Below are 17,765 nucleotides of genomic sequence, written 5' to 3' on the forward strand. Positions count from 1 at the left end.
GCAATTTCAGATAGTTACGTGCCTGCGCCGGAGCAGGTAGAGACCTTCCCCAAGGGAAGGTCTTCACACAGCTTTGTGAACATAGAAGCGCCGTCCAGCGGTCGATCTTCACAGCCTGAACCCGCCTTCGAGGCCAGTCCGGCCTCATCGGCGGCCAGAACGTGACCGTATGATTCGTGGTTGAAGCCGCCTTGTCAGGAGCCCGTAGTCGGCCAAGCAATGACTTTGCCGACACAGTCCAGGATGCGGATCAATATCAATTGGCCCGTGCCTTTTTAAGAGCGCTCACAAACCGCGTTTGACAAACACGCGCTTCGGATCGAACCTGCCGGACGCATCCAGGTTTGAACCGGGGGGAAGTTCTTCATGCTTGCACGGACATTGTTTGTGGCGATGCTCGCAACGTTCGCCTGGCTGCCGCAAACATATGCCGGCAGCCAGACCGTTCCCGCAAACGCCGAGGGACAGATCGAGTTCAACACGCCGTCCGGCAATATTGGCTGCATCTACACGCCGAAGGGCGGCACCAGCACCTACGAGCCGCAGGATGGCGGACCGGAACTGCGCTGTTCGCGCGTCGAGCCCAGCTACGTCACCATCATCCTCGGCCCGAAAGGCCCGGCGACGCTGATCAAGAATCCGGGCGAGCAAGGCTGCTGCGGCGACGTCACCAAGCTGGCGTACGGCAATAGCTGGAGCAAGGGGCCGTTTTTCTGCCAGTCATCCACCAAGGCATTGACCTGCACCGGCAGGCATGGCCATGGCTTTTTCGTCAGCAAGGCCAAGGTGACGGTGAAATAGTCCGGCTCAGTTGGCCGTTTCCAGTTCGCCGCGTGCCTTGGCCGCGGCGACCTGGCGGAGTGCATCGGCAAGCGTATCGGCGTCCTGGGCGCCCATCACCGCATATTTGCCTTCAAGCAGAAAGCACGGCACGCCCGATATGCCCATGCGCGAAGCGGTGGCGATTTCGGTGCGCACCGCCTCGACATCCGCGTCGGTCGGCAGAAGCGTTTCGACCACGGAGGCATCCATGCCGGCCTCGCGGGCCGCTTCGATCAGCACGGCATGATCGCCGAGATTGGCGCCTTCCTCGAAATTCAGCTGGAACAGCCGGCGCACCAGCCGGTTCTGAACCGCCTCGCCGGCCGTCCCGGCCCAGCGAATGAGCCGGTGCGCATCCAGCGTATTGGGCGCGACCTTGATGGCGTCGAAGGCGAAGGAAATCCCTTCAGCCTCGCCCAACGGCTCGATCCGGGCATGGATTTCGCGGATGCGTTGCTCGCTGCCGAATTTCGCCACCATGTAGTCGCGGCGGTTCTTGCCTTCGGGCGGGATCGTCGGGTCGAGCTGGAAGGGCCGCCAGCGTATGTGAACGTCGATGTCGACGGCGGCAATCGCCTTGTCGAGCCGTTTCTGGCCGATAAAGCACCAGGGGCACACCACGTCGGAGACCACATCGACGGTAATCGAGTTCTCGTCGTTCATCTTGATCTCCTGTTCTGAAGAGGTCACTTCGGTTTGCGCCACCAGGTTGGCAACTGATAGCCGTATATGGGCGTCTTTTGCGGATGTTCCAGATAGTTCCAATAAGCGAGCCATTGCTGGTTGTTGTGCTGCGTCGGCACCATGTAGTTACCGGAGATCAACAGCCGGTCGAGAACGCGGACGGCGGCGACATAGTCCTCCTTCGAACGGGCTCTCAGCATCGCCTCGATCGCCGCATCCACCGCCGGATCGGCGACGCCGGCGAGGTTGAACGATCCTTCGGCCTTGGCGGCAGCGGATCCCCAGCGCCCGGTTTGCTCGATACCGGGCGACAGTGAGTTGTTGAAACCGGTCGAGCCGACCAGCACCTCGAAATCGAAACGCTGCTTGCGCGACTGGATCTGATCACCGTCGAGGCTGCGGATGCCGACATCGATGCCGAGCTTCTCAAGCGTGCGCTGATAGATAGCGGCAAGTCGCTCTTCGTCCTGCGAGGCGGTCAGGATCTCGAAACGGAACGGCTTTCGCTCGGGATCGAGCATCGCCCCGTCCTGCACCGTATAGCCTGCGCTCTTCAGCAGCTCGAATGCGGTCTTCAGCACCTTGCGGTCCTGGCCAGAGCCGTCGGTGACGGACGGCCTGTAGGTGCCGTCCATGACATCTGCAGGCACGCGGCCGGGGTAGGGGGCCAGCAGGGCCTTTTCCTTTTCGCCGGCCGGGTGGCCGAGCGCGGACAGCTCGGAATTCTGCCAAAAGCTCATCGTGCGCATGTATTTGCCGCCGAACAGATTCTTGTTGGCCCATTCGAAATCGTAGAGCATGCCGAGCGCGCGCCGCACGACCGGATTAGAAAATTTCGGCAGCCGCGTGTTGAACAGGAAACCGTTGACCACCGGCGGAATGCCGGTATCGAAAGTTTCGGCGATGACCTCGCCCCTATGGAAGGCCGGAAAGTCGAGATCGCGCTCGCGTTTGACTGGGTCGCTGTCGTCGTCGATGGCGCAGATGCCTTTCTTGAACGCTTCCTGCTTGGCGTTGGCGTTGAGGAAATATTCGATGGTGATCTGGTCGTAATTGTCGAAGCCGCGCTTGGACGGCACGTCCTTGCCCCAATAGTCCGGATTGCGCTTGAACACGATGCGCCGACCGGGCACGACTTGCGCCACCGTGTAAGGCCCGCTGCCGATCACCGGCTTTAGCGTCGTCCTGTCGAAGGTGTCCTTGTTGAAGGCGTGTTTCGGGATGATCGGCGTCAGCGCAATGATCAAAGGAAATTCGCGGTCGGCCTTGTCGTTGAAGGTGAAGCGCACACTGCGTTCGCCGGTCTTTTCGAGCTTGGCGATCGCTTTCATCCGCAGGCTGTAAGGTGGCCGGCCCTTCTCGGTGAAGACGTCATAGGTGAACAACACGTCTTCCGGCGTCACCGGCTCGCCGTCCGACCATTTGGCCCTGGGATCGAGGTGGAATTCGATGCTCTTGCGCTCGGGATCCATGTCGGCGGTATCGGCGAGCAGGCCGTAGAGACTGAAGGCCTCGTCGTAGTTGCGCTGCATCAACGGCTCGAAGACAAGATTGCCAAAGGCTTGATCCATCATGCCGCGCGCGGTGGTGCGCAGGCTTCTCAGGATGAACGGATTGAGATTGTCGAAGCTGCCGACGACGCAATAGGTAATGCTGCCGCCTTTCGGCGCGTCGGGATTGACGTAGTTGAAATGATCATAGTCGGCCGGCAGCGCCGGCTCGCCCTGCATGGCAAGCGCGTGCACCGGTTCCGACAGGGCTGGCTGCAGGGAAAGGCCAACACACAAGATTGCGGCGATCAGCCAAACGACAACGCGGCCCATGACCGTCTCCTTCCCGATTCGATGCGCAGCATACATGAGCCGGTCGTGCACCGGCCAACCCCTTGACCCAATCCCTCGGCCAAGATTCGCGAGGCCCGGGCTGGATTCGGCATCGCTTGCAGTGTAACACGCCGTCCGAAGTCATTCTGTTGCCTCATTTCGGCAACAGGTAGCTGGACCACACGGCGCGAAAAAGCCGGTTCCGGGATCATTTGAGAGGAATGCACGACATGACGAGCCTGAACAGCAACGCGTACCGCCTGTCGGTCATGGCCGCTGGCGTGGTCGGCATTCTCGGCGCCGGGATTCCCTCTGCTTCCGCGCAGCAGCAACAGCAGATTCCGCAAGGCTGGTTCAAGGCCTGCACCAAGCAGGAAGACGTCGACATCTGCAATGTCCAGAACATCACCACGGCCGGCAACGGCCAGCTCATCACCGGCGTCAGCCTGATCGAATTGAAGGGCAAGGTGAACCGCAAGGTCTTCCAGGTGACGGTTCCGACCGGCCGTCTGGTTCCTCCCGGCATCGGCCTCCAGATCGACGGCGGCAAGGCGCAGAAGCTCGACTATGTGATCTGTTTCCCGGATCGCTGCGTGGCGGAAGTGCCGCTGACCGATCAGCTCGTCGCATCCTTCAAGAAGGGATCGGCGCTGACGCTCACCTCAGTCAATTTCCAAAACCAGCCGAACCCGATCAAGATTGCGCTCACCGGCTTCAGCGGCGCCTTCGACGGCCCGCCGCTGCAGCAGTCGGACATCGAGGACCGGCAGAAAAAGCTCCAGGAGTTCGTCGCCAAGAACAATCAGGATTTTGCCAAGAAGCTCAAGGAAGAGCAGGAGAAGGCGAAGGCCGCTAACTGATCGACGGGTTTTCGAACCAACAAGAAGCGGGGTTCATGCCCCGCTTTTTTCGTTTGGACCGGCCGTTTGTCGGGTCCAGCCATGTCTCAAGCCTGTCCCAGCCCAGCCAGATCCCGGCTAAGTCAATGTCTCAATTGGTGCTTCGGCTCGTAGCGCCCGTCTGGCTTCTTGTCGAACATCTCACCTATCTGCGGATGCCGGACCGGTTCGCCCGACCGGTCCTCGAGTAAATTCTGCTCGGACACATAGGCGATGTATTCCGTCTCCGAATTCTCGGCGAGCAGATGATAGAAAGGCTGGTCCTTGCGCGGCCGCACGTCAGCGGGGATCGCCTCGTACCATTCGTCGGTATTGGCGAATTGCGGATCGACGTCGAAAATGACGCCGCGGAACGGAAACAGCCGGTGGCGAACTACCTGTCCGATCGAGAATTTGGCTGTCTTCATCGCACTCACCACTTGAACTTCTTGAACGCCACCCATCCCGAAACACGCAAGAAAACGCTCCAGGACTTTAGACTCCTACGCACCAATCCGGCAAAGATTGGCGCAGAACTTACGGTCGACATCGTCATTATTTGGCGCAGACGCCGCGTCAATTCAATCCCGATCCCCTTGATGCCGGGTTGAGCATCGCAAGATGCGGATCAAGGGCGGTGCCCAAGATCGCTATCGCGCAGCCGCTTTTCGCAATCCGCCAAAAAACGCCGCAAAACCGCTGCCGGGTCGAAGACCCTCGCGCATGAAAAACGCCCGCAGCGGCGCAAACCCCTCAAGCGCGCCCAGGCCAGCGCTGCGCACCAACTGAGCCGGCAGCATGTCGGAAAGCAACGACATGTTCAGCAGGTTGACCGCGCTGCTGCGCGCCAGAATGTCCGGCCGCCGCTTGAAATCATAGGCTGCAAGCGCCTGGGCGGCGCCCGGGTCCGAGCGGTTTCTGCTTGCGGTAGCAATCAGGTCGTCGATGTCCCGGATGCCGAGATTAAGGCCTTGCGCGCCGATTGGGGGAAACACATGGGCGGCTTCACCGACAAGGGCTACGCGGCGCTGCGCAAACCGCCACGGGCTCACCGCTGAAAGGGGGTAGACCTGCCGGCCGGGCTCAACCGACACGCGGCCCAGCATCGATTGCATCCGCTGTTCGACCCGCGTCGAAAGCTCGGCGTCGTCGAGTGCTGCAAGGTCCCTGGCGATATCGGGCTCGAGCACCCAGACAAGGCTGGACCGGTTGCCGGGCAGAGGAACCTGTGTGAACGGACCGGTCTCGGTGTGGAATTCGGTCGAGGTGAAGGCGTGGTCGCTGCGGTGACCGAAATTGAGCACCAGCGCCGCCTGCGGATAGGATCGGACCGAGGTCCGGATGCCGGCTGCCTCGCGGGCCGGCGAGTGACGGCCATCGGCGGCAACCGCCAGCGACGCCTCAACCTCGCTGCCGTCGGCGAGAACGGCATGGGCATGGTCGGCATCGAGGCGCCATGCCTCCACCATCGACTTTCGCCATTCGATGCCCGAATGCGCGACAGCCTCGGCTAGCGTGCGGTTGAGAACGCTGTTGGGCAAGTTCAGCCCGAATTGCTCTTCGTTGATCTCGCTGGCGCGAAAGGTCACTGTCGGGCTGCGGATCAGCCGGTTGGTTGCGTCAACGATGCGCATCACCTTGAGCGGCGCTGCGTGCTGCCTGATTCCGTCAAAGATCCCGAGCCGTTCGAACATCTTCAGGGCAGGGTTCATCAAGGCTGTCGTCCGGCCGTCGGGGCCGGCTGCCTCGGGTCCGACGAGCGTCACGGGAAAGCCCGCCTCGGCAAAGCCAAGCGCCGCGATCAGCCCCGCAGGGCCGCTGCCGGCGACCAGTATCCGTGCTGTTTCCCGATGGTCCAAATTCGGCTTCCGGATTGCGAGGTGAGGCCTGTCCGACCTGCTGGTCCATATAGGTCAGGTGATGCGGCTTGATCAACGCGGCGATTCGGCCCATTCGGTTGCCATGACCGGCCAACAAGACGATTTCAACCACCTCGACGGTACCGGCCGCGCGATGGCGAGCGTTGCGCGCAGCCCTCGACTGGCCGTGAGCGTTGTTGCCGGCATGGGCATCGCCCTTGCCTGGCTCCTTCTCAGCGCAATGGCAGTTCGTGGTGCCGTAAGCCGGCTCCCGGGCACCGATGCACCCGGCGACACGATGCTGAGGTACCTGCCGCAACTGCCGCTGCCGGATTTCTTTGCGCGTTTCTTCGCCCTCTGCCTTGCGCCGGCGCCGCTTCGCGCAAGTGTAGGCGCGCAAGGCGGGGCACTCACCGCGATGTGGCTGTTGATGGCCATCGCGACCATGCTGCCCTCCGCGGCGCCGATGATCCGCACCTATTGCGAGATCGCAGATACCGCCCGGATCAAGAGGGAGCCGGTCGTCCATCCGCTGATCCTGGTCGCTGGATATTTGAGCGTCTGGCTTGCCGCCTCGGGAATGTTGGCGGCCCTGACGCTCGCAGTCGATGCATTCGCGTCATCCGGGCAGATGCTCGATCCGCTGGTTGGAATTGCCGGAGCAGCCGCGCTGTCGATCGCTGGTCTCTATCAGTTCAGCTGGTTGAAGGAAGCCTGTCTGGAGAAGTGCCGAAATCCGTTCTCGGTCCTGTTCGCCAACTGGAGCGCCAGGTCCATTCGCATTTTCCGGCTCGGCATGGAGCAGGGCCTGTGGTGCCTTGGATGCTGCTGGGCGCTGATGCTGGTAATGTTTGCCGTCGGTGTGATGAACGTGTTCTGGATGGCGCTGATCGGCTTGTTCAGCCTGGTCGAAAAACAGACGGCAGGCAATCTGCCGACGCGGTTGGCCGGTGCGATACTGCTTGTCTGGGCAGCCGCGCTACTAGTAGTCTCGGCATGAGGGGGAGAATTCGATGACAGATCAAAACTGGGCAATGAAGGGAGAGCTCGTACTCTCCTGCAATTGCACGGTTTTTTGCCCTTGCGTGCTGTCGCTCGGCAGTCATCCGCCGACCGAGGGCTATTGCCAGACCTGGGCGGGGTTCCGCATCGATGCCGGCCATTTCGGCGAGGTCGACCTGTCCGGTCTCAATCTTGGGCTGATCATGGAAATCCCCGGTTATATGAGCCGTGGCAACTGGACGGCCGGCCTGTTCATCGACAGGCGCGCCTCGGTTTACGCTGTGAAGGGACTGACCAAGATATTCACCGGCAAGGCTGGCGGAACCACATCGCTGCTCTCCATCCTGGTCGGACAGTTCCTCGGCGCCGAGCAGGTGCCGATCACCTACGAGACGCGTGAGAAAACGCGCATCTTCCAGATACCGAAGATCATCGATGGCGCGGTGACGCCAATCACCGGCAAGGATCGCGACAAGGATACGGTCATCAGCAATTCGGAATACTGGATTGCGCCGGAAATCATCGTCGCCAAATCCGACAAGAGCAAAATGCGGGCCTTTGGCCGCAACTGGAACTTTGCCGGCCGTTCGGCCGAAATCTGCAAGCTGGACTGGCGGGGCCCGTGAGCAAGAAGACGACGGCCAGGAAAATCGCCGACCGGATTCCGCGGCCGAAGAAGAAAGTCACATGGCCGCAGGCGCGGGCGTTCTCGGTCCATCTCTTGACCGCGTCGGGCTCATTCCTGGCGTTTCTGTCGCTAGTGGCAGCAAGCGAGCAGCGCTGGACGGCGATGTTCTGGTGGCTGGGGCTGGCGCTTTTCGTCGACGGCATCGACGGGCCGATCGCCAGGAAGCTCGACGTCAAGGAAATCCTGCCGACATGGTCGGGCGAACTGCTCGACAACATCATCGACTACGTGACCTACGTGCTGATTCCGGCCTTCGCGCTCTATCAGCGCGGCTTCATGGGCGAGCGCCTGTCGTTCCTGTCGGCGGCAATAATCGTGGTGTCGAGCGCAATCTACTATGCCGATACCGGCATGAAGACGAAGGAGAATTTCTTCAAAGGCTTTCCGGTCGTCTGGAACATGGTGGTGTTCACGCTGTTCGTCATCGAACCAGGACAATGGGTTTCCTTCGCCGTGGTCGTGGTGGCCGGCATTCTCACCTTCGTGCCGATCAATTTCGTCCATCCGGTGCGGGTGAAGCGGCTGCGGCCAATCAATCTCGGCATGACGCTGCTTTGGTGCGCTTTCGGCGCGCTGGCGCTGGCGCAGGCCGCACTTGCCTCCTTCTACGACCAGATCGGCGTGCTGGGCGAGCAGGTCAGCGATTTCATCAAGATCGGGATTACGGTCACCGGGCTTTACCTCGCTTGCATCGGCGCTATCATGCAGTTCTTTCCAAATCTCGGCGCCAAGCCGGACAAGAAAGCCTGATCCCAAGAGAGCCTGAAAATGTCCAAAGCGATCCGCATCCATGCCCACGGCGGCCCGGAGGTCCTGACCTACGAGGATGCCGATCCCGGGCAGCCGGGCTCGGGACAGATCCTGGTCAAGCACACCGCGATCGGTCTCAATTTCATCGACGTCTATTATCGCTCGGGCCTTTATCCGCCGCAGGGCGGATTTCCGCTGATCCCCGGCGGCGAGGCGGCCGGCGTGGTTTTGGAGGTCGGCACAGATGTCGACTGGCTGAAGCCCGGGGATCGCGTCGCCTATGCGGTGACCACCGGTGCCTATGCCGGGCAGCGCGTGATCGCCGCCGACCGCGTGGTGAAGGTGCCCGACGGCATCAGCGACGAACAGGCCGCGGCGATGATGCTGAAGGGCATGACCGCCGAGTATCTGTTGCGCCGTACCTTCAAAGTGAAGGCTGGCGATACGATCCTGTTCCACGCGGCGGCAGGCGGTGTTGGCCTGATCCTCGGCCAATGGGCCAAGCATCTCGGCGCGACGGTGATCGGCACCGCGAGTTCAACCGACAAGATCGAGCTCGCCAAGGCGCATGGCTTCGATCACGTGATCAACTATCGCGAACAGGATTTCGTCGCCGGCGTTGCCGCTATCACCGGTGGCAAGAAATGCGACGTTGTCTACGATTCGGTCGGCAACGACACATTTCCAGCCTCGCTCGATTGCCTGCGGCCGCTCGGCACGTTCGTCAGCTTCGGTCAATCGTCTGGGCCGATCCCGCCCTTCAGCATTTCGTTGCTGGCGCAGAAGGGCTCGCTATTCGCAACGCGGCCGACGCTGTTCGTCTACAATGCCAAGCGCGACGACCTCGAGGCTTCCGCCGCCGCATTGTTCGATGTGGTGCTCAGCGGCGCCGTCAAGATCAAGATCAACCAGCGTTACGCGCTCAGCGATGCGGGCAAGGCGCATTCCGATCTTGAAGGGCGCAGGACCACCGGGACGACGATACTTATCCCTTGAGCGCCCGCAGTTTCGGCCCGCCGACGCCGCCGTTCTTGCGAACTGCTCTTTACCGCTTGAGTTTCCGCTGAAATTCTTGAAGCTCTTTCAAGTCGTGAGGCGCTTACCGTAGAGAGCAGGCCGCGCATACGATGTTTGCGGGAACACAGAACATGTCTGGCAAACCAGATGGAGGCACCGTGAGTGCAGATCAGGACGGCGCAAACCTGCTGGAGGTTCGCGGCCTCACAAAGATATTCGGCACATTGACGGCGTGCGACCATGTCGATCTCAACATCGCCAAGGGCGAGATCCATGCATTGCTTGGCGAGAACGGCGCCGGCAAGTCGACCCTGGTGAAAATGCTGTTTGGATCGCTGGAACCGAATTCCGGCGAGATTTTCTGGAATGGCCAGGCGGTCAGGATCACCAGCCCCGGTACCGCAAAAAAGCTCGGCATCGGCATGGTTTTCCAGCATTTTTCTCTTTTCGAAGCGCTGACGGCGGCGGAGAATATCGCGCTGTCGCTGGATGACGGCTCGCCGATCAGCACGATCGCGGCCAAGGCGAGGGCGCTCTCCTACAGTTACGGCCTGCCTCTCGATCCGCTATCGCTGGTCGGTGATCTGTCGGTCGGCGAGCGCCAGCGTATCGAAATTATCCGCTGCCTGCTGCAGACGCCGCAACTCATCATCCTCGACGAGCCGACTTCGGTGCTGACGCCGCAGGAGGCCGATAAGCTGTTCGAGACGCTCGAACGGCTGCGTTCGGAAGGAAAGTCTATCCTCTACATTTCGCATCGGCTGGAAGAGGTCAAACGCATCTGCGACCGCGCCACCGTGCTGCGTCACGGCAAGGTGGTCGGCCATTGCAATCCGCGCCAGGAAACCGCGTCTTCGTTGGCGCGGATGATGGTCGGCAACGAGGTGCAGGCCGTGGTGCGGGCGCCGGCCGAGGGTATCGAGACCGCGCCGGCGCTGCTTCAAATCCGCGAACTCACCCGCAAGCCGGCGACCCCGTTCTCGATCCCGCTCAGGAACATCAATCTCGAGGTCCGCGCCGGCGAGGTGATCGGCATTGCCGGTGTCGCCGGCAACGGCCAGGGCGAATTCTTCGAGTCCGTTTCCGGCGAGGTGCTGCAGCAGGATGCCGGCTCGGTCCGCATCCGTGGTAAGGATGCCGGCGGCCTCACCATCACCGGCAGGCGCCTGATGGGCGCTGCCTTCGTCCCGGAAGAGCGGCTCGGCCATGGCGCAGCACCGCGCATGAAGCTTTCGGAGAACCTGCTTCTGTCGCGCCACGCCACCGATGGCAAGATGTTTGTCGGCGCCGGTGGAATGGTCAAAGGCGATGCGATCTATACCGCTGCCCAGCGCATCATAAAGGCGATGGACGTGCGCAAGAGCGCGCCGGATCCGGAAGCTGCGGCTCTTTCGGGCGGCAATCTGCAGAAATTCATCGTCGGCCGCGAACTCGACCGCCGGCCAAGCGTCATGGTGGTCAATCAGCCGACCTGGGGCGTCGACGCAGGTGCGGCGGCCCACATCCGCCAGGCGCTGATCGAACTGGCGCGCAGCGGCTCGGCGGTGCTGGTGATCAGCCAGGACCTCGACGAACTGTTCGAGATTTCCGATGCGATCACGGTCATGCACAATGGCGAATTGTCCAAGCCGCTGCCGATAGCCGAAGCGACATTCGAGAAGATCGGGCTGCTGATGGGCGGCGCCGAACCCGGGCATGCCGAACATACGCTGGAGACGGCTTGATGCGCCTCGAACTTGTAAAACGCCCGCAGCGCTCGATGCTGTTTTCGGCACTCTCGCCTTTCATCGCTTTCGTTTTGACGATCATTGCCGGTGCCATCATGTTCGCGCTGCTCGGCGTCAATCCGTTGACCGCGTTCCGTATCTACTTCATCGAACCGATCAGCCAGGTCTGGCAAATGCATGAGCTGGCGATCAAGGCCGCCCCTCTGATCCTGATCGCGGTCGGACTGTCGGTCTGCTACAAGGCCAACATCTGGAACATCGGCGCCGAAGGCCAGTTCATCCTGGGCGGCATTGTCGGTTCGATCTTCCCCGTGCTGTTTCCGCAGTTCGAAGGCCCATTGGTGCTGCCGCTGATGCTTCTTTTCGGCATGGTCGGTGGGGCCGCCTATGCTGCAATCCCGGCACTGCTGAAGACGCGCTTCAACACCAACGAGATCCTGACCAGCCTGATGCTGGTCTATGTCGCCCAGCTCTTCCTCGATTGGCTGGTACGCGGGCCGTGGCGCGATCCGCAGGGTCATGGTTTCCCGCAAACCATCCAGTTCAACGACTCGGCGATACTGCCGGAACTCCTCCCGGAATCCGGTCGGGCGAACTGGGGGTTTGTCTTCGCGCTGGTCGCGGCGATACTGATCTGGATCCTGATGAGCCGCATGCTGAAAGGCTTCGAGGTCCGCGTTCTCGGCTCAAGCCCGAGGGCAGGGCGCTTCGCCGGGTTTGGCCTTAACCGCATGGTCTTCTTTGCCTTCCTGCTGTCGGGCGCACTGGCCGGACTTGCCGGGATTTCGGAGGTCTCGGGCGCCATCGGGCAGTTGCAGCCGGCGATCTCGCCCGGCTACGGATTTACCGCCATCATCGTCGCATTCCTCGGCCGGCTCAATCCGCTCGGCATCGTTGCCGCCGGCCTTGTGCTGGCGCTGACCTATCTCGGCGGCGAGGCGGTGCAGAGCGCGCTCGGCATCTCCGACAAGGTGGCGCGCGTGTTCCAGGGCATGCTGTTGTTCTTCGTGCTCGGCTGCGACACGCTCATTCACTATCGCATCCGCCTGATCGGATTTGCCGCGCCGAAACTCGAGACAGTCCCGAAGCTGGAGGAAGCTCGCTGATGGACATCACCGTCAACATCCTTTTGACCATCGCGACGGCGGCGACGCCGCTGCTGATCGCGGCGATCGGCGAACTGGTGGTCGAACGTTCCGGTGTGCTCAATCTCGGCGTCGAAGGAATGATGATCATGGGTGCGGTCGGCGGCTTCGGCGCCGGCTATCTCACCGGCTCGCCGTGGATAGGGCTGTTGGCGGCAATTGCCGTGGGGGCAGTGTTCTCGCTGCTGTTCGCCGTCATGACGCTGTCGCTGGCCACCAACCAGGTGGCAACCGGCCTGTCGCTGACACTGCTCGGCCTCGGTCTTTCCGGCATGATGGGGACGAATTTTGTCGGCCAGCCCGGCGAAAGGCTGCCAAACCTCGATATTCCCGGCCTGACCGCAATCCCGGTCATTGGCAGGCTGCTGTTCGGCCAGGATCCAATCTTCTACATCTCGATCGCGCTGACCGCCGCCGTGATGTGGTTCCTGTTCAAGACCCGCACCGGGCTCACGCTGCGCTCGATCGGCGACAGCCATGCATCCGCCCATGCGCTTGGCATCCACGTCATCCGTTACCGCTATCTCTCAGTGATCTTCGGCGGCGCCTGTGCCGGCCTAGCCGGCGGCCATCTGTCGCTGGTCTATACGCCACAATGGGTAGAGAACATGACCGCCGGCCGCGGCTGGATCGCGCTGGCTCTGGTCGTCTTCGCCTCCTGGCGACCGTGGCGGGTGTTGGCAGGCGCCTATATTTTCGGCGCGGTCTGGATCGGCCAGCTTCATGCACAGGCATTCGGCATTCCGGTCCCCTCGCAACTGCTTTCTTCGCTGCCCTATCTGGCAACCATCGTGGTTCTCGTTCTAATCTCGCGCAACAAGCGTTTGACGATGATGAACACGCCGGCCTCCTTGGGGCAGCCCTTCGTTCCGGATCGTTGACAACAAAAAGACGGAAGCTCCAAGGCTTAACTCAGAGAGGTAACACAATGAAAAAACTGCTTATTGCCCTGATGGCGACAACGGCCGCTTTGTCGCTGGCGGCCTCAGCCGAGGCGGCGGACAAGCTGAAGGCCTGCTGGGTCTACACCGGCCCGATCGGCGATTTCGGCTACTCCTACCAGCACGACCAAGGCCGCCTCGAGGTGGAAAAGGCACTCGGCGACAAGGTCGAGACCGCCTATCTCGAAAACGTCTCCGAAGGCCCCGATGCCGATCGCGCCTTCGAGCGCCTAGCACGCGAGGGATGCAAGATCATATTCGGCACGTCCTTCGGCTTCATGGACCCGGAAGTGAAGATCGCCAAGAAATTCCCCAAGGTGATGTTCGAGCACGCCACCGGTTACAAGACGGCCGAAAATCTCGGCATCTACAATGCGCGTTTCTATGAAGGCCGCTACGTGCTCGGCCAGATTGCCGCCAAGCAATCGAAGTCGGGCGTCGCCGGCTACATCGTTTCCTTCCCGATCCCGGAAGTGGTGATGGGCATAAATTCCTTTATGCTCGGCGCACAGTCGATCAACCCGAACTTCAAGGCGAAGATCGTGTGGGTGAACTCCTGGTTCGATCCGGGCAAGGAGGCCGACGCTGCCAAGGCATTGTTCGACCAGGGCGCCGATATCATTGTCCAGCATACCGACTCGACCGCTGCCTTGCAGGTGGCGGAGGAGCGCAAGCTGCACGGCTTCGGCCAGTCTTCCGATATGATCAAGTTCGCGCCGCACGCGCAGCTGACCGCGCTGACCGACGAGTGGGGTCCATACTACATCAGCCGCGTCCAGGCGGCGCTCGACGGCACCTGGAAGCCCGACAATGTCTGGCTCGGCATTAAAGACGGCGCCGTCAAGCTGGCGCCGTTCACCAACATGCCCGACGACGTCAAGGCGATGGCCGAAGCCACTACCAAGAAGATCGCCGACGGCTGGAATCCCTTCACCGGGCCGATCGCCAAGCAGGACGGCACACCTTGGCTGAAGGAGGGCGAGGTCGCCGACGACGCCACGTTGCTCGGCATGAATTTCTACGTGAAGGGCGTCGACGACAAGCTGCCGCAGTAGGCAGTCGGAAACATATCGAACGAAAGGGCGCCACGCGGCGCCCTTTTATTTTGGACGGAATATCAGACTGCTGAGCCGTAAAGGTCGTAAGCGTCGGCGCGCTCGATCTTGACCGTGACGATGTCGCCCGCGCGCAGTGGCCGCCGCGACTGGATATGGACCGAACCGTCGATTTCGGGCGCGTCGTATTTGGTCCGGCCCTTGGCCGAATTGCCATGCGCCTCGTCGATCAGGACAGGCAGGCGCTTACCGATTTTCTTGGTGAGCTGTGTTGCCGAAATCTTCTGCTGGCGCTGCATGAAGCGATGCCAGCGGGCTTCCTTGATCTCCTGCGGCACTTGCTCGAGGCCGAGCTCGTTGGAGCGGGCGCCTCTGACCGGCTCGTATTTGAAACAGCCGGCGCGGTCGATCTTGGCTTCGTCCAGCCAGTCGAGCAGCATCTCGAAATCGTCATCCGTCTCGCCGGGGAAGCCAACGATGAAGGTGGAGCGGATGGCAAGGTCCGAGCAGACGTCGCGCCAGCCGCGAATGCGCTCGAGCGTCTTTTCGCCATGAGCTGGCCGACGCATATTCTTCAGCACCTGCGGCGAGGCGTGCTGGAACGGAATGTCGAGATAGGGAAGAATCTTGCCTTCGGCCATCAGTGGGATGACGTCTGCGACATGCGGGTAGGGATAGACATAGTGCATGCGCACCCAGACACCGAGCTTGCCCAGTTCTTCCGACAAATCCAAGAATTTCGCCCGCACTTCGCGGTCGCCGAACTGGCTTGCCTGATACTTGATGTCGATGCCGTAGGCGCTTGTGTCCTGCGAAATGACGAGGATCTCCTTGACGCCGGCCTTGGCCAGCTTCTCGGCTTCGCGCAACACGTCGGCGGCGGGCCGCGATACGAGGTCGCCACGCAGCGCCGGTATGATGCAGAAGGTGCAGCGGTTGTTGCAGCCTTCCGAAATCTTGAGATATGCATAGTGGCGCGGCGTGAGCTTGACGCCCTGCGGCGGCAAAAGGTCGATGTAGGGATCGTGGCTCGGGGGGGCAGCCTCATGCACTGCCGCCATCACGCTTTCATAAGCTTGTGGTCCGGTGATGGCGAGGACGTTCGGATGTCTTTCACGGATGACGTCTGGCTCGGCGCCGAGGCAGCCGGTGACGATGACTTTGCCATTCTCTGAAAGTGCTGAGCCGATAGCGTTGAGCGATTCGTCGCGGGCCGAATCGAGGAAGCCACAAGTGTTGACGACGACCAGGTCGGCACCGTCGTGCTTGCGGGCGATCTCGTAACCCTCGGCGCGCAGGCGCGTGATGATGCGCTCCGAATCCACAAGGGCTTTCGGGCATCCAAGGCTGACGAAACTGACGCGAGGGGCGGACATCAAAGCTTTCCGGATTGTCAGGATTGGCGGCGCAGTACCACACTTGTTGCCGCATTGGTATGGGCAGCGGCTGCGGCGAAACGCAACCGCCAGCTTCGACGAAGGCTCGCCGAAGCTGAAAGGCCGGCCGATGCGAATTCGAGTCGATGCGTCAGCTCATCGCACTGCTGACATGCGGCAAGACTTCCGCAGCGCCTCGATAGATCATATCGAGCGCGACATAGAAGATGATCAAAAGGCCGATATAGGCGATCCAGCGATGGCGGTGCAGCAGCTTGGCGATGAAGCTCGCGGCAAGGCCCATCAACGCGATCGACAGGACGAGGCCGATCACCAGCACCTGGAAGTGATCGCGCGCTGCGCCGGCGACCGCCAGAACGTTATCGAGCGACATCGACACGTCGGCGATGACGATCTGCAATGCCGCCTGACCCAAGGTCTTCTTGCGCGCCTTGCCGGCCACCATATCATCGCTGTTGATATCGGAATTGGACAGCGCTTCGGTCGCCTCCACCTCGTCGGCATGGGACGTGCGCAGCTCGCGATACATCTTCCAGCACACCCACAGCAGCAAGATGCCGCCGGCCAGCAGCAGGCCGACAATCTGCAGCAGAGTGACGGTGATCGCGGCAAAACCGATACGCAGCACCGTCGCCGCCACCACGCCGATGAGAATCGCTCTCTTGCGCTGCTCGACCGGCAAGCCCGCCGCGGCCAGGCCGATGACGATGGCGTTATCGCCTGCAAGCACGAGGTCGATGGCGATGACCTGGAGCAGGGCAGAGAAGCCCGCGGCAGTGAAAATTTCCATCGACTGGAAGTCCCTTGCTGGTTGGCCGACCGTTCGCGTCGAATGCCTGGAGGGCCTAACGTGTATGGTTCCCGCGCGTCAAGGGACTGGTTGGAACAAGGTCAGCTATATACAGAGTTTGCGACAATCGGCCCGAAACACCGGCAAAATGCGGCCACGGGTCGCGAATGCCTAATTATAGAGATTGTATTTGGGCCAGTCGCTTTCCGGAATTTCATCACCGATCTGGTAGCGGAGCTGCAGGACTTCCATATGGTCCGGCGCTGTCTCGCATTTGAATTTCAGCCGGTACCATTGTCCCTTGCTGCGAAACGCAGCACCCGGGCTCTTGATCGCGTCGGCCCCCATTTCGGGCGTCGCAAAAGCGTAGGCGACAACACGATCGGCTTTGTATTTGTGGCCGTCGCGGGTAATCCGGTCGAGAATTTCGGCGTCGCATCGCTGCTCCAGCCGGGTTTGCGGATCGAGTTTCAGCAGGCCGGCGCGCAATGCGCTGTCCATCGCGCCGGCCGGCCAAGCCACTATCGTCCATGCGAGAGCCGCAGAGAATAGTTTATTCATGGGCGGGAGAAGCATCATATTCGGGCGGAGAAATCAACCCGACGAAGCGCGGCTACGCGGCGGGTGACAGTCTTCGCTTGTGGCAGGTTGTTGATACCGTGGAAGAAGTGTTCGGTCATTGAGGACGCCACTCCAGATGATGGGGGGCACCGCTCGCCATCATCCATGCACTCGATAGTATTCATTCCCGATTGGGAATCAGGAGCGGCTACTTCATTCCGGCCAGTGCGTTCACGTCGGCGCAGAACTCGGCGTAAGGCTTGCTCTGGGCCGCATCTTGGCATTCTCTCATCATCATGTTGCGCTGGGCTTTCGGCATGGCCATGAAGACAACCTTGAATTCCGGCATCGACTTCAGCGTTTTCATGCTGCTGCCGGTGTAGAATGGCCGGATGTTGTCGACCACATCGAGTGCGCCGGCGAATGCGGTGGCGCCCATGGCGGGCGGTGGTCCGCCTTGCGCCTGGAAACTCGACGTCGTGCGCGCAGGAACGAAGAAATTGGCTTCAAATGGCGGAGGGAGTGGGATTCGAACCCACGGTGGGCTTGCACCCACGCCGGTTTTCAAGACCGGTGCCTTAAACCGCTCGGCCATCCCTCCAAGTAGTTGGTTTCATTGCGCTATC

General features: G+C 61.3%; 18 protein-coding genes and 1 tRNA gene. 10 read left to right on the plus strand and 9 right to left on the minus strand.

All coding sequences use genetic code 11. The features are described from left to right. The first annotated feature begins 366 nt into the window (after nucleotides 1-366). Nucleotides 367-801, plus strand: coding sequence for a hypothetical protein (locus RQ479_RS06025; protein ID WP_376704431.1), 435 nt, complete (start codon nucleotides 367-369; stop codon nucleotides 799-801). 6 nt (nucleotides 802-807) lie between these two features. Here RQ479_RS06025 and RQ479_RS06030 read toward each other — a convergent pair whose 3' ends face one another. Beyond that, complete coding sequence (locus RQ479_RS06030) at nucleotides 808-1,485, minus strand: DsbA family oxidoreductase (protein WP_292653598.1); 678 nt, start codon at nucleotides 1,483-1,485, stop codon at nucleotides 808-810. Nucleotides 1,486-1,508: 23 nt separating this feature from the next. Further along, nucleotides 1,509-3,329 carry an extracellular solute-binding protein gene (locus RQ479_RS06035; RefSeq protein WP_376704432.1) on the minus strand — a complete coding sequence of 607 codons (1,821 nt, stop codon included), beginning with the start codon at nucleotides 3,327-3,329 and terminating at the stop codon, nucleotides 1,509-1,511. A gap of 230 nt (nucleotides 3,330-3,559) precedes the next feature. Between RQ479_RS06035 and RQ479_RS06040 the strand changes: the two genes are divergently transcribed. Beyond that, the gene (locus RQ479_RS06040; protein WP_352977221.1) at nucleotides 3,560-4,189 is read left to right on the plus strand and encodes an invasion associated locus B family protein; all 630 of its coding nucleotides are present in this window, start codon (nucleotides 3,560-3,562) and stop codon (nucleotides 4,187-4,189) included. Between the two features lie 122 nt (nucleotides 4,190-4,311). Here the strand turns inward: RQ479_RS06040 and hspQ are convergent, their stop codons facing one another. After that, nucleotides 4,312-4,635, minus strand: coding sequence for a heat shock protein HspQ (gene hspQ, locus RQ479_RS06045; protein ID WP_023675043.1), 324 nt, complete (start codon nucleotides 4,633-4,635; stop codon nucleotides 4,312-4,314). A gap of 222 nt (nucleotides 4,636-4,857) precedes the next feature. Further along, nucleotides 4,858-6,066 carry a UbiH/UbiF family hydroxylase gene (locus tag RQ479_RS06050; protein ID WP_376704433.1) on the minus strand — a complete coding sequence of 403 codons (1,209 nt, stop codon included), beginning with the start codon at nucleotides 6,064-6,066 and terminating at the stop codon, nucleotides 4,858-4,860. A 103-nt stretch (nucleotides 6,067-6,169) separates the two neighbouring features. Between RQ479_RS06050 and RQ479_RS06055 the strand changes: the two genes are divergently transcribed. The 8 genes from RQ479_RS06055 to RQ479_RS06090 all read left to right on the plus strand — a co-directional run bounded on the left by RQ479_RS06055 (nucleotide 6,170) and on the right by RQ479_RS06090 (nucleotide 14,391). After that, on the plus strand, nucleotides 6,170-7,066 hold the full coding sequence (locus tag RQ479_RS06055) for a DUF2182 domain-containing protein (RefSeq protein ID WP_376704434.1): 897 nt from the start codon (nucleotides 6,170-6,172) through the stop codon (nucleotides 7,064-7,066). A gap of 13 nt (nucleotides 7,067-7,079) precedes the next feature. Continuing rightward, complete coding sequence (locus RQ479_RS06060) at nucleotides 7,080-7,694, plus strand: DUF1326 domain-containing protein (protein WP_376704435.1); 615 nt, start codon at nucleotides 7,080-7,082, stop codon at nucleotides 7,692-7,694. Between the two features lie 35 nt (nucleotides 7,695-7,729). Continuing rightward, the gene (gene pcsA / locus RQ479_RS06065; protein ID WP_376705877.1) at nucleotides 7,730-8,506 is read left to right on the plus strand and encodes a phosphatidylcholine synthase; all 777 of its coding nucleotides are present in this window, start codon (nucleotides 7,730-7,732) and stop codon (nucleotides 8,504-8,506) included. A gap of 18 nt (nucleotides 8,507-8,524) precedes the next feature. Continuing rightward, a complete protein-coding gene (locus RQ479_RS06070; protein ID WP_376704436.1) occupies nucleotides 8,525-9,502 on the plus strand; it encodes a quinone oxidoreductase in 978 nt (325 codons plus the stop codon). A 152-nt stretch (nucleotides 9,503-9,654) separates the two neighbouring features. Beyond that, entirely contained in the window at nucleotides 9,655-11,247 is a 1,593-nt protein-coding gene (locus tag RQ479_RS06075; RefSeq protein ID WP_376704437.1) for an ABC transporter ATP-binding protein, read from the plus strand. After that, nucleotides 11,244-12,356: an ABC transporter permease gene (locus RQ479_RS06080; protein WP_376704438.1), complete on the plus strand. Its 1,113-nt coding sequence runs from the start codon at nucleotides 11,244-11,246 to the stop codon at nucleotides 12,354-12,356. The genes RQ479_RS06075 and RQ479_RS06080 overlap by 4 nt, the downstream gene beginning before the upstream one ends. Continuing rightward, nucleotides 12,356-13,276 (plus strand): ABC transporter permease, encoded by a 921-nt coding sequence (locus RQ479_RS06085; protein WP_376704439.1) that lies wholly within the window; start codon nucleotides 12,356-12,358, stop codon nucleotides 13,274-13,276. The genes RQ479_RS06080 and RQ479_RS06085 overlap by 1 nt, the downstream gene beginning before the upstream one ends. Before the next feature lie 47 nt (nucleotides 13,277-13,323). After that, nucleotides 13,324-14,391 carry a BMP family ABC transporter substrate-binding protein gene (locus RQ479_RS06090; protein WP_352621764.1) on the plus strand — a complete coding sequence of 356 codons (1,068 nt, stop codon included), beginning with the start codon at nucleotides 13,324-13,326 and terminating at the stop codon, nucleotides 14,389-14,391. Between the two features lie 62 nt (nucleotides 14,392-14,453). Here RQ479_RS06090 and rimO read toward each other — a convergent pair whose 3' ends face one another. From rimO to RQ479_RS06115, 5 genes are all read right to left on the minus strand, one after another. Further along, nucleotides 14,454-15,767 carry a 30S ribosomal protein S12 methylthiotransferase RimO gene (gene rimO, locus RQ479_RS06095; RefSeq protein ID WP_376704440.1) on the minus strand — a complete coding sequence of 438 codons (1,314 nt, stop codon included), beginning with the start codon at nucleotides 15,765-15,767 and terminating at the stop codon, nucleotides 14,454-14,456. Nucleotides 15,768-15,918: 151 nt separating this feature from the next. Further along, nucleotides 15,919-16,578, minus strand: a complete 660-nt coding sequence (locus RQ479_RS06100) for a TerC family protein (protein WP_352466187.1) — start codon at nucleotides 16,576-16,578, stop codon at nucleotides 15,919-15,921. Between the two features lie 171 nt (nucleotides 16,579-16,749). After that, nucleotides 16,750-17,157, minus strand: coding sequence for a DUF930 domain-containing protein (locus RQ479_RS06105; RefSeq protein WP_376704441.1), 408 nt, complete (start codon nucleotides 17,155-17,157; stop codon nucleotides 16,750-16,752). Nucleotides 17,158-17,347: 190 nt separating this feature from the next. Continuing rightward, the gene (locus RQ479_RS06110) at nucleotides 17,348-17,578 is read right to left on the minus strand and encodes a hypothetical protein (RefSeq protein WP_376704442.1); all 231 of its coding nucleotides are present in this window, start codon (nucleotides 17,576-17,578) and stop codon (nucleotides 17,348-17,350) included. 72 nt (nucleotides 17,579-17,650) lie between these two features. Beyond that, a tRNA-Ser gene (locus RQ479_RS06115) sits at nucleotides 17,651-17,740 on the minus strand. Nucleotides 17,741-17,765: the final 25 nt, after the last annotated feature.

The organism is Mesorhizobium sp. ISC25 (assembly GCF_042295465.1).
Lineage (GTDB): Bacteria > Pseudomonadota > Alphaproteobacteria > Rhizobiales > Rhizobiaceae > Mesorhizobium.

Bases quoted from the DNA above. Each gene is read 5' to 3' on its own strand.
- RQ479_RS06040 (WP_352977221.1), top strand. From the start codon at position 3,560: ATGACGAGCCTGAACAGCAACGCGTACCGCCTGTCGGTCATGGCCGCT.
- rimO (WP_376704440.1), bottom strand. From the start codon at position 15,767: ATGTCCGCCCCTCGCGTCAGTTTCGTCAGCCTTGGATGCCCGAAAGCC.
- RQ479_RS06075 (WP_376704437.1), top strand. From the start codon at position 9,655: ATGTCTGGCAAACCAGATGGAGGCACCGTGAGTGCAGATCAGGACGGC.
- hspQ (WP_023675043.1), bottom strand. From the start codon at position 4,635: ATGAAGACAGCCAAATTCTCGATCGGACAGGTAGTTCGCCACCGGCTG.
- RQ479_RS06025 (WP_376704431.1), top strand. From the start codon at position 367: ATGCTTGCACGGACATTGTTTGTGGCGATGCTCGCAACGTTCGCCTGG.
- RQ479_RS06035 (WP_376704432.1), bottom strand. From the start codon at position 3,329: ATGGGCCGCGTTGTCGTTTGGCTGATCGCCGCAATCTTGTGTGTTGGC.
- RQ479_RS06085 (WP_376704439.1), top strand. From the start codon at position 12,356: ATGGACATCACCGTCAACATCCTTTTGACCATCGCGACGGCGGCGACG.
- RQ479_RS06070 (WP_376704436.1), top strand. From the start codon at position 8,525: ATGTCCAAAGCGATCCGCATCCATGCCCACGGCGGCCCGGAGGTCCTG.
- RQ479_RS06100 (WP_352466187.1), bottom strand. From the start codon at position 16,578: ATGGAAATTTTCACTGCCGCGGGCTTCTCTGCCCTGCTCCAGGTCATC.
- RQ479_RS06060 (WP_376704435.1), top strand. From the start codon at position 7,080: ATGACAGATCAAAACTGGGCAATGAAGGGAGAGCTCGTACTCTCCTGC.
- RQ479_RS06055 (WP_376704434.1), top strand. From the start codon at position 6,170: ATGACCGGCCAACAAGACGATTTCAACCACCTCGACGGTACCGGCCGC.
- RQ479_RS06105 (WP_376704441.1), bottom strand. From the start codon at position 17,157: ATGATGCTTCTCCCGCCCATGAATAAACTATTCTCTGCGGCTCTCGCA.
- RQ479_RS06110 (WP_376704442.1), bottom strand. From the start codon at position 17,578: ATGGGCGCCACCGCATTCGCCGGCGCACTCGATGTGGTCGACAACATC.
- RQ479_RS06090 (WP_352621764.1), top strand. From the start codon at position 13,324: ATGAAAAAACTGCTTATTGCCCTGATGGCGACAACGGCCGCTTTGTCG.
- RQ479_RS06030 (WP_292653598.1), bottom strand. From the start codon at position 1,485: ATGAACGACGAGAACTCGATTACCGTCGATGTGGTCTCCGACGTGGTG.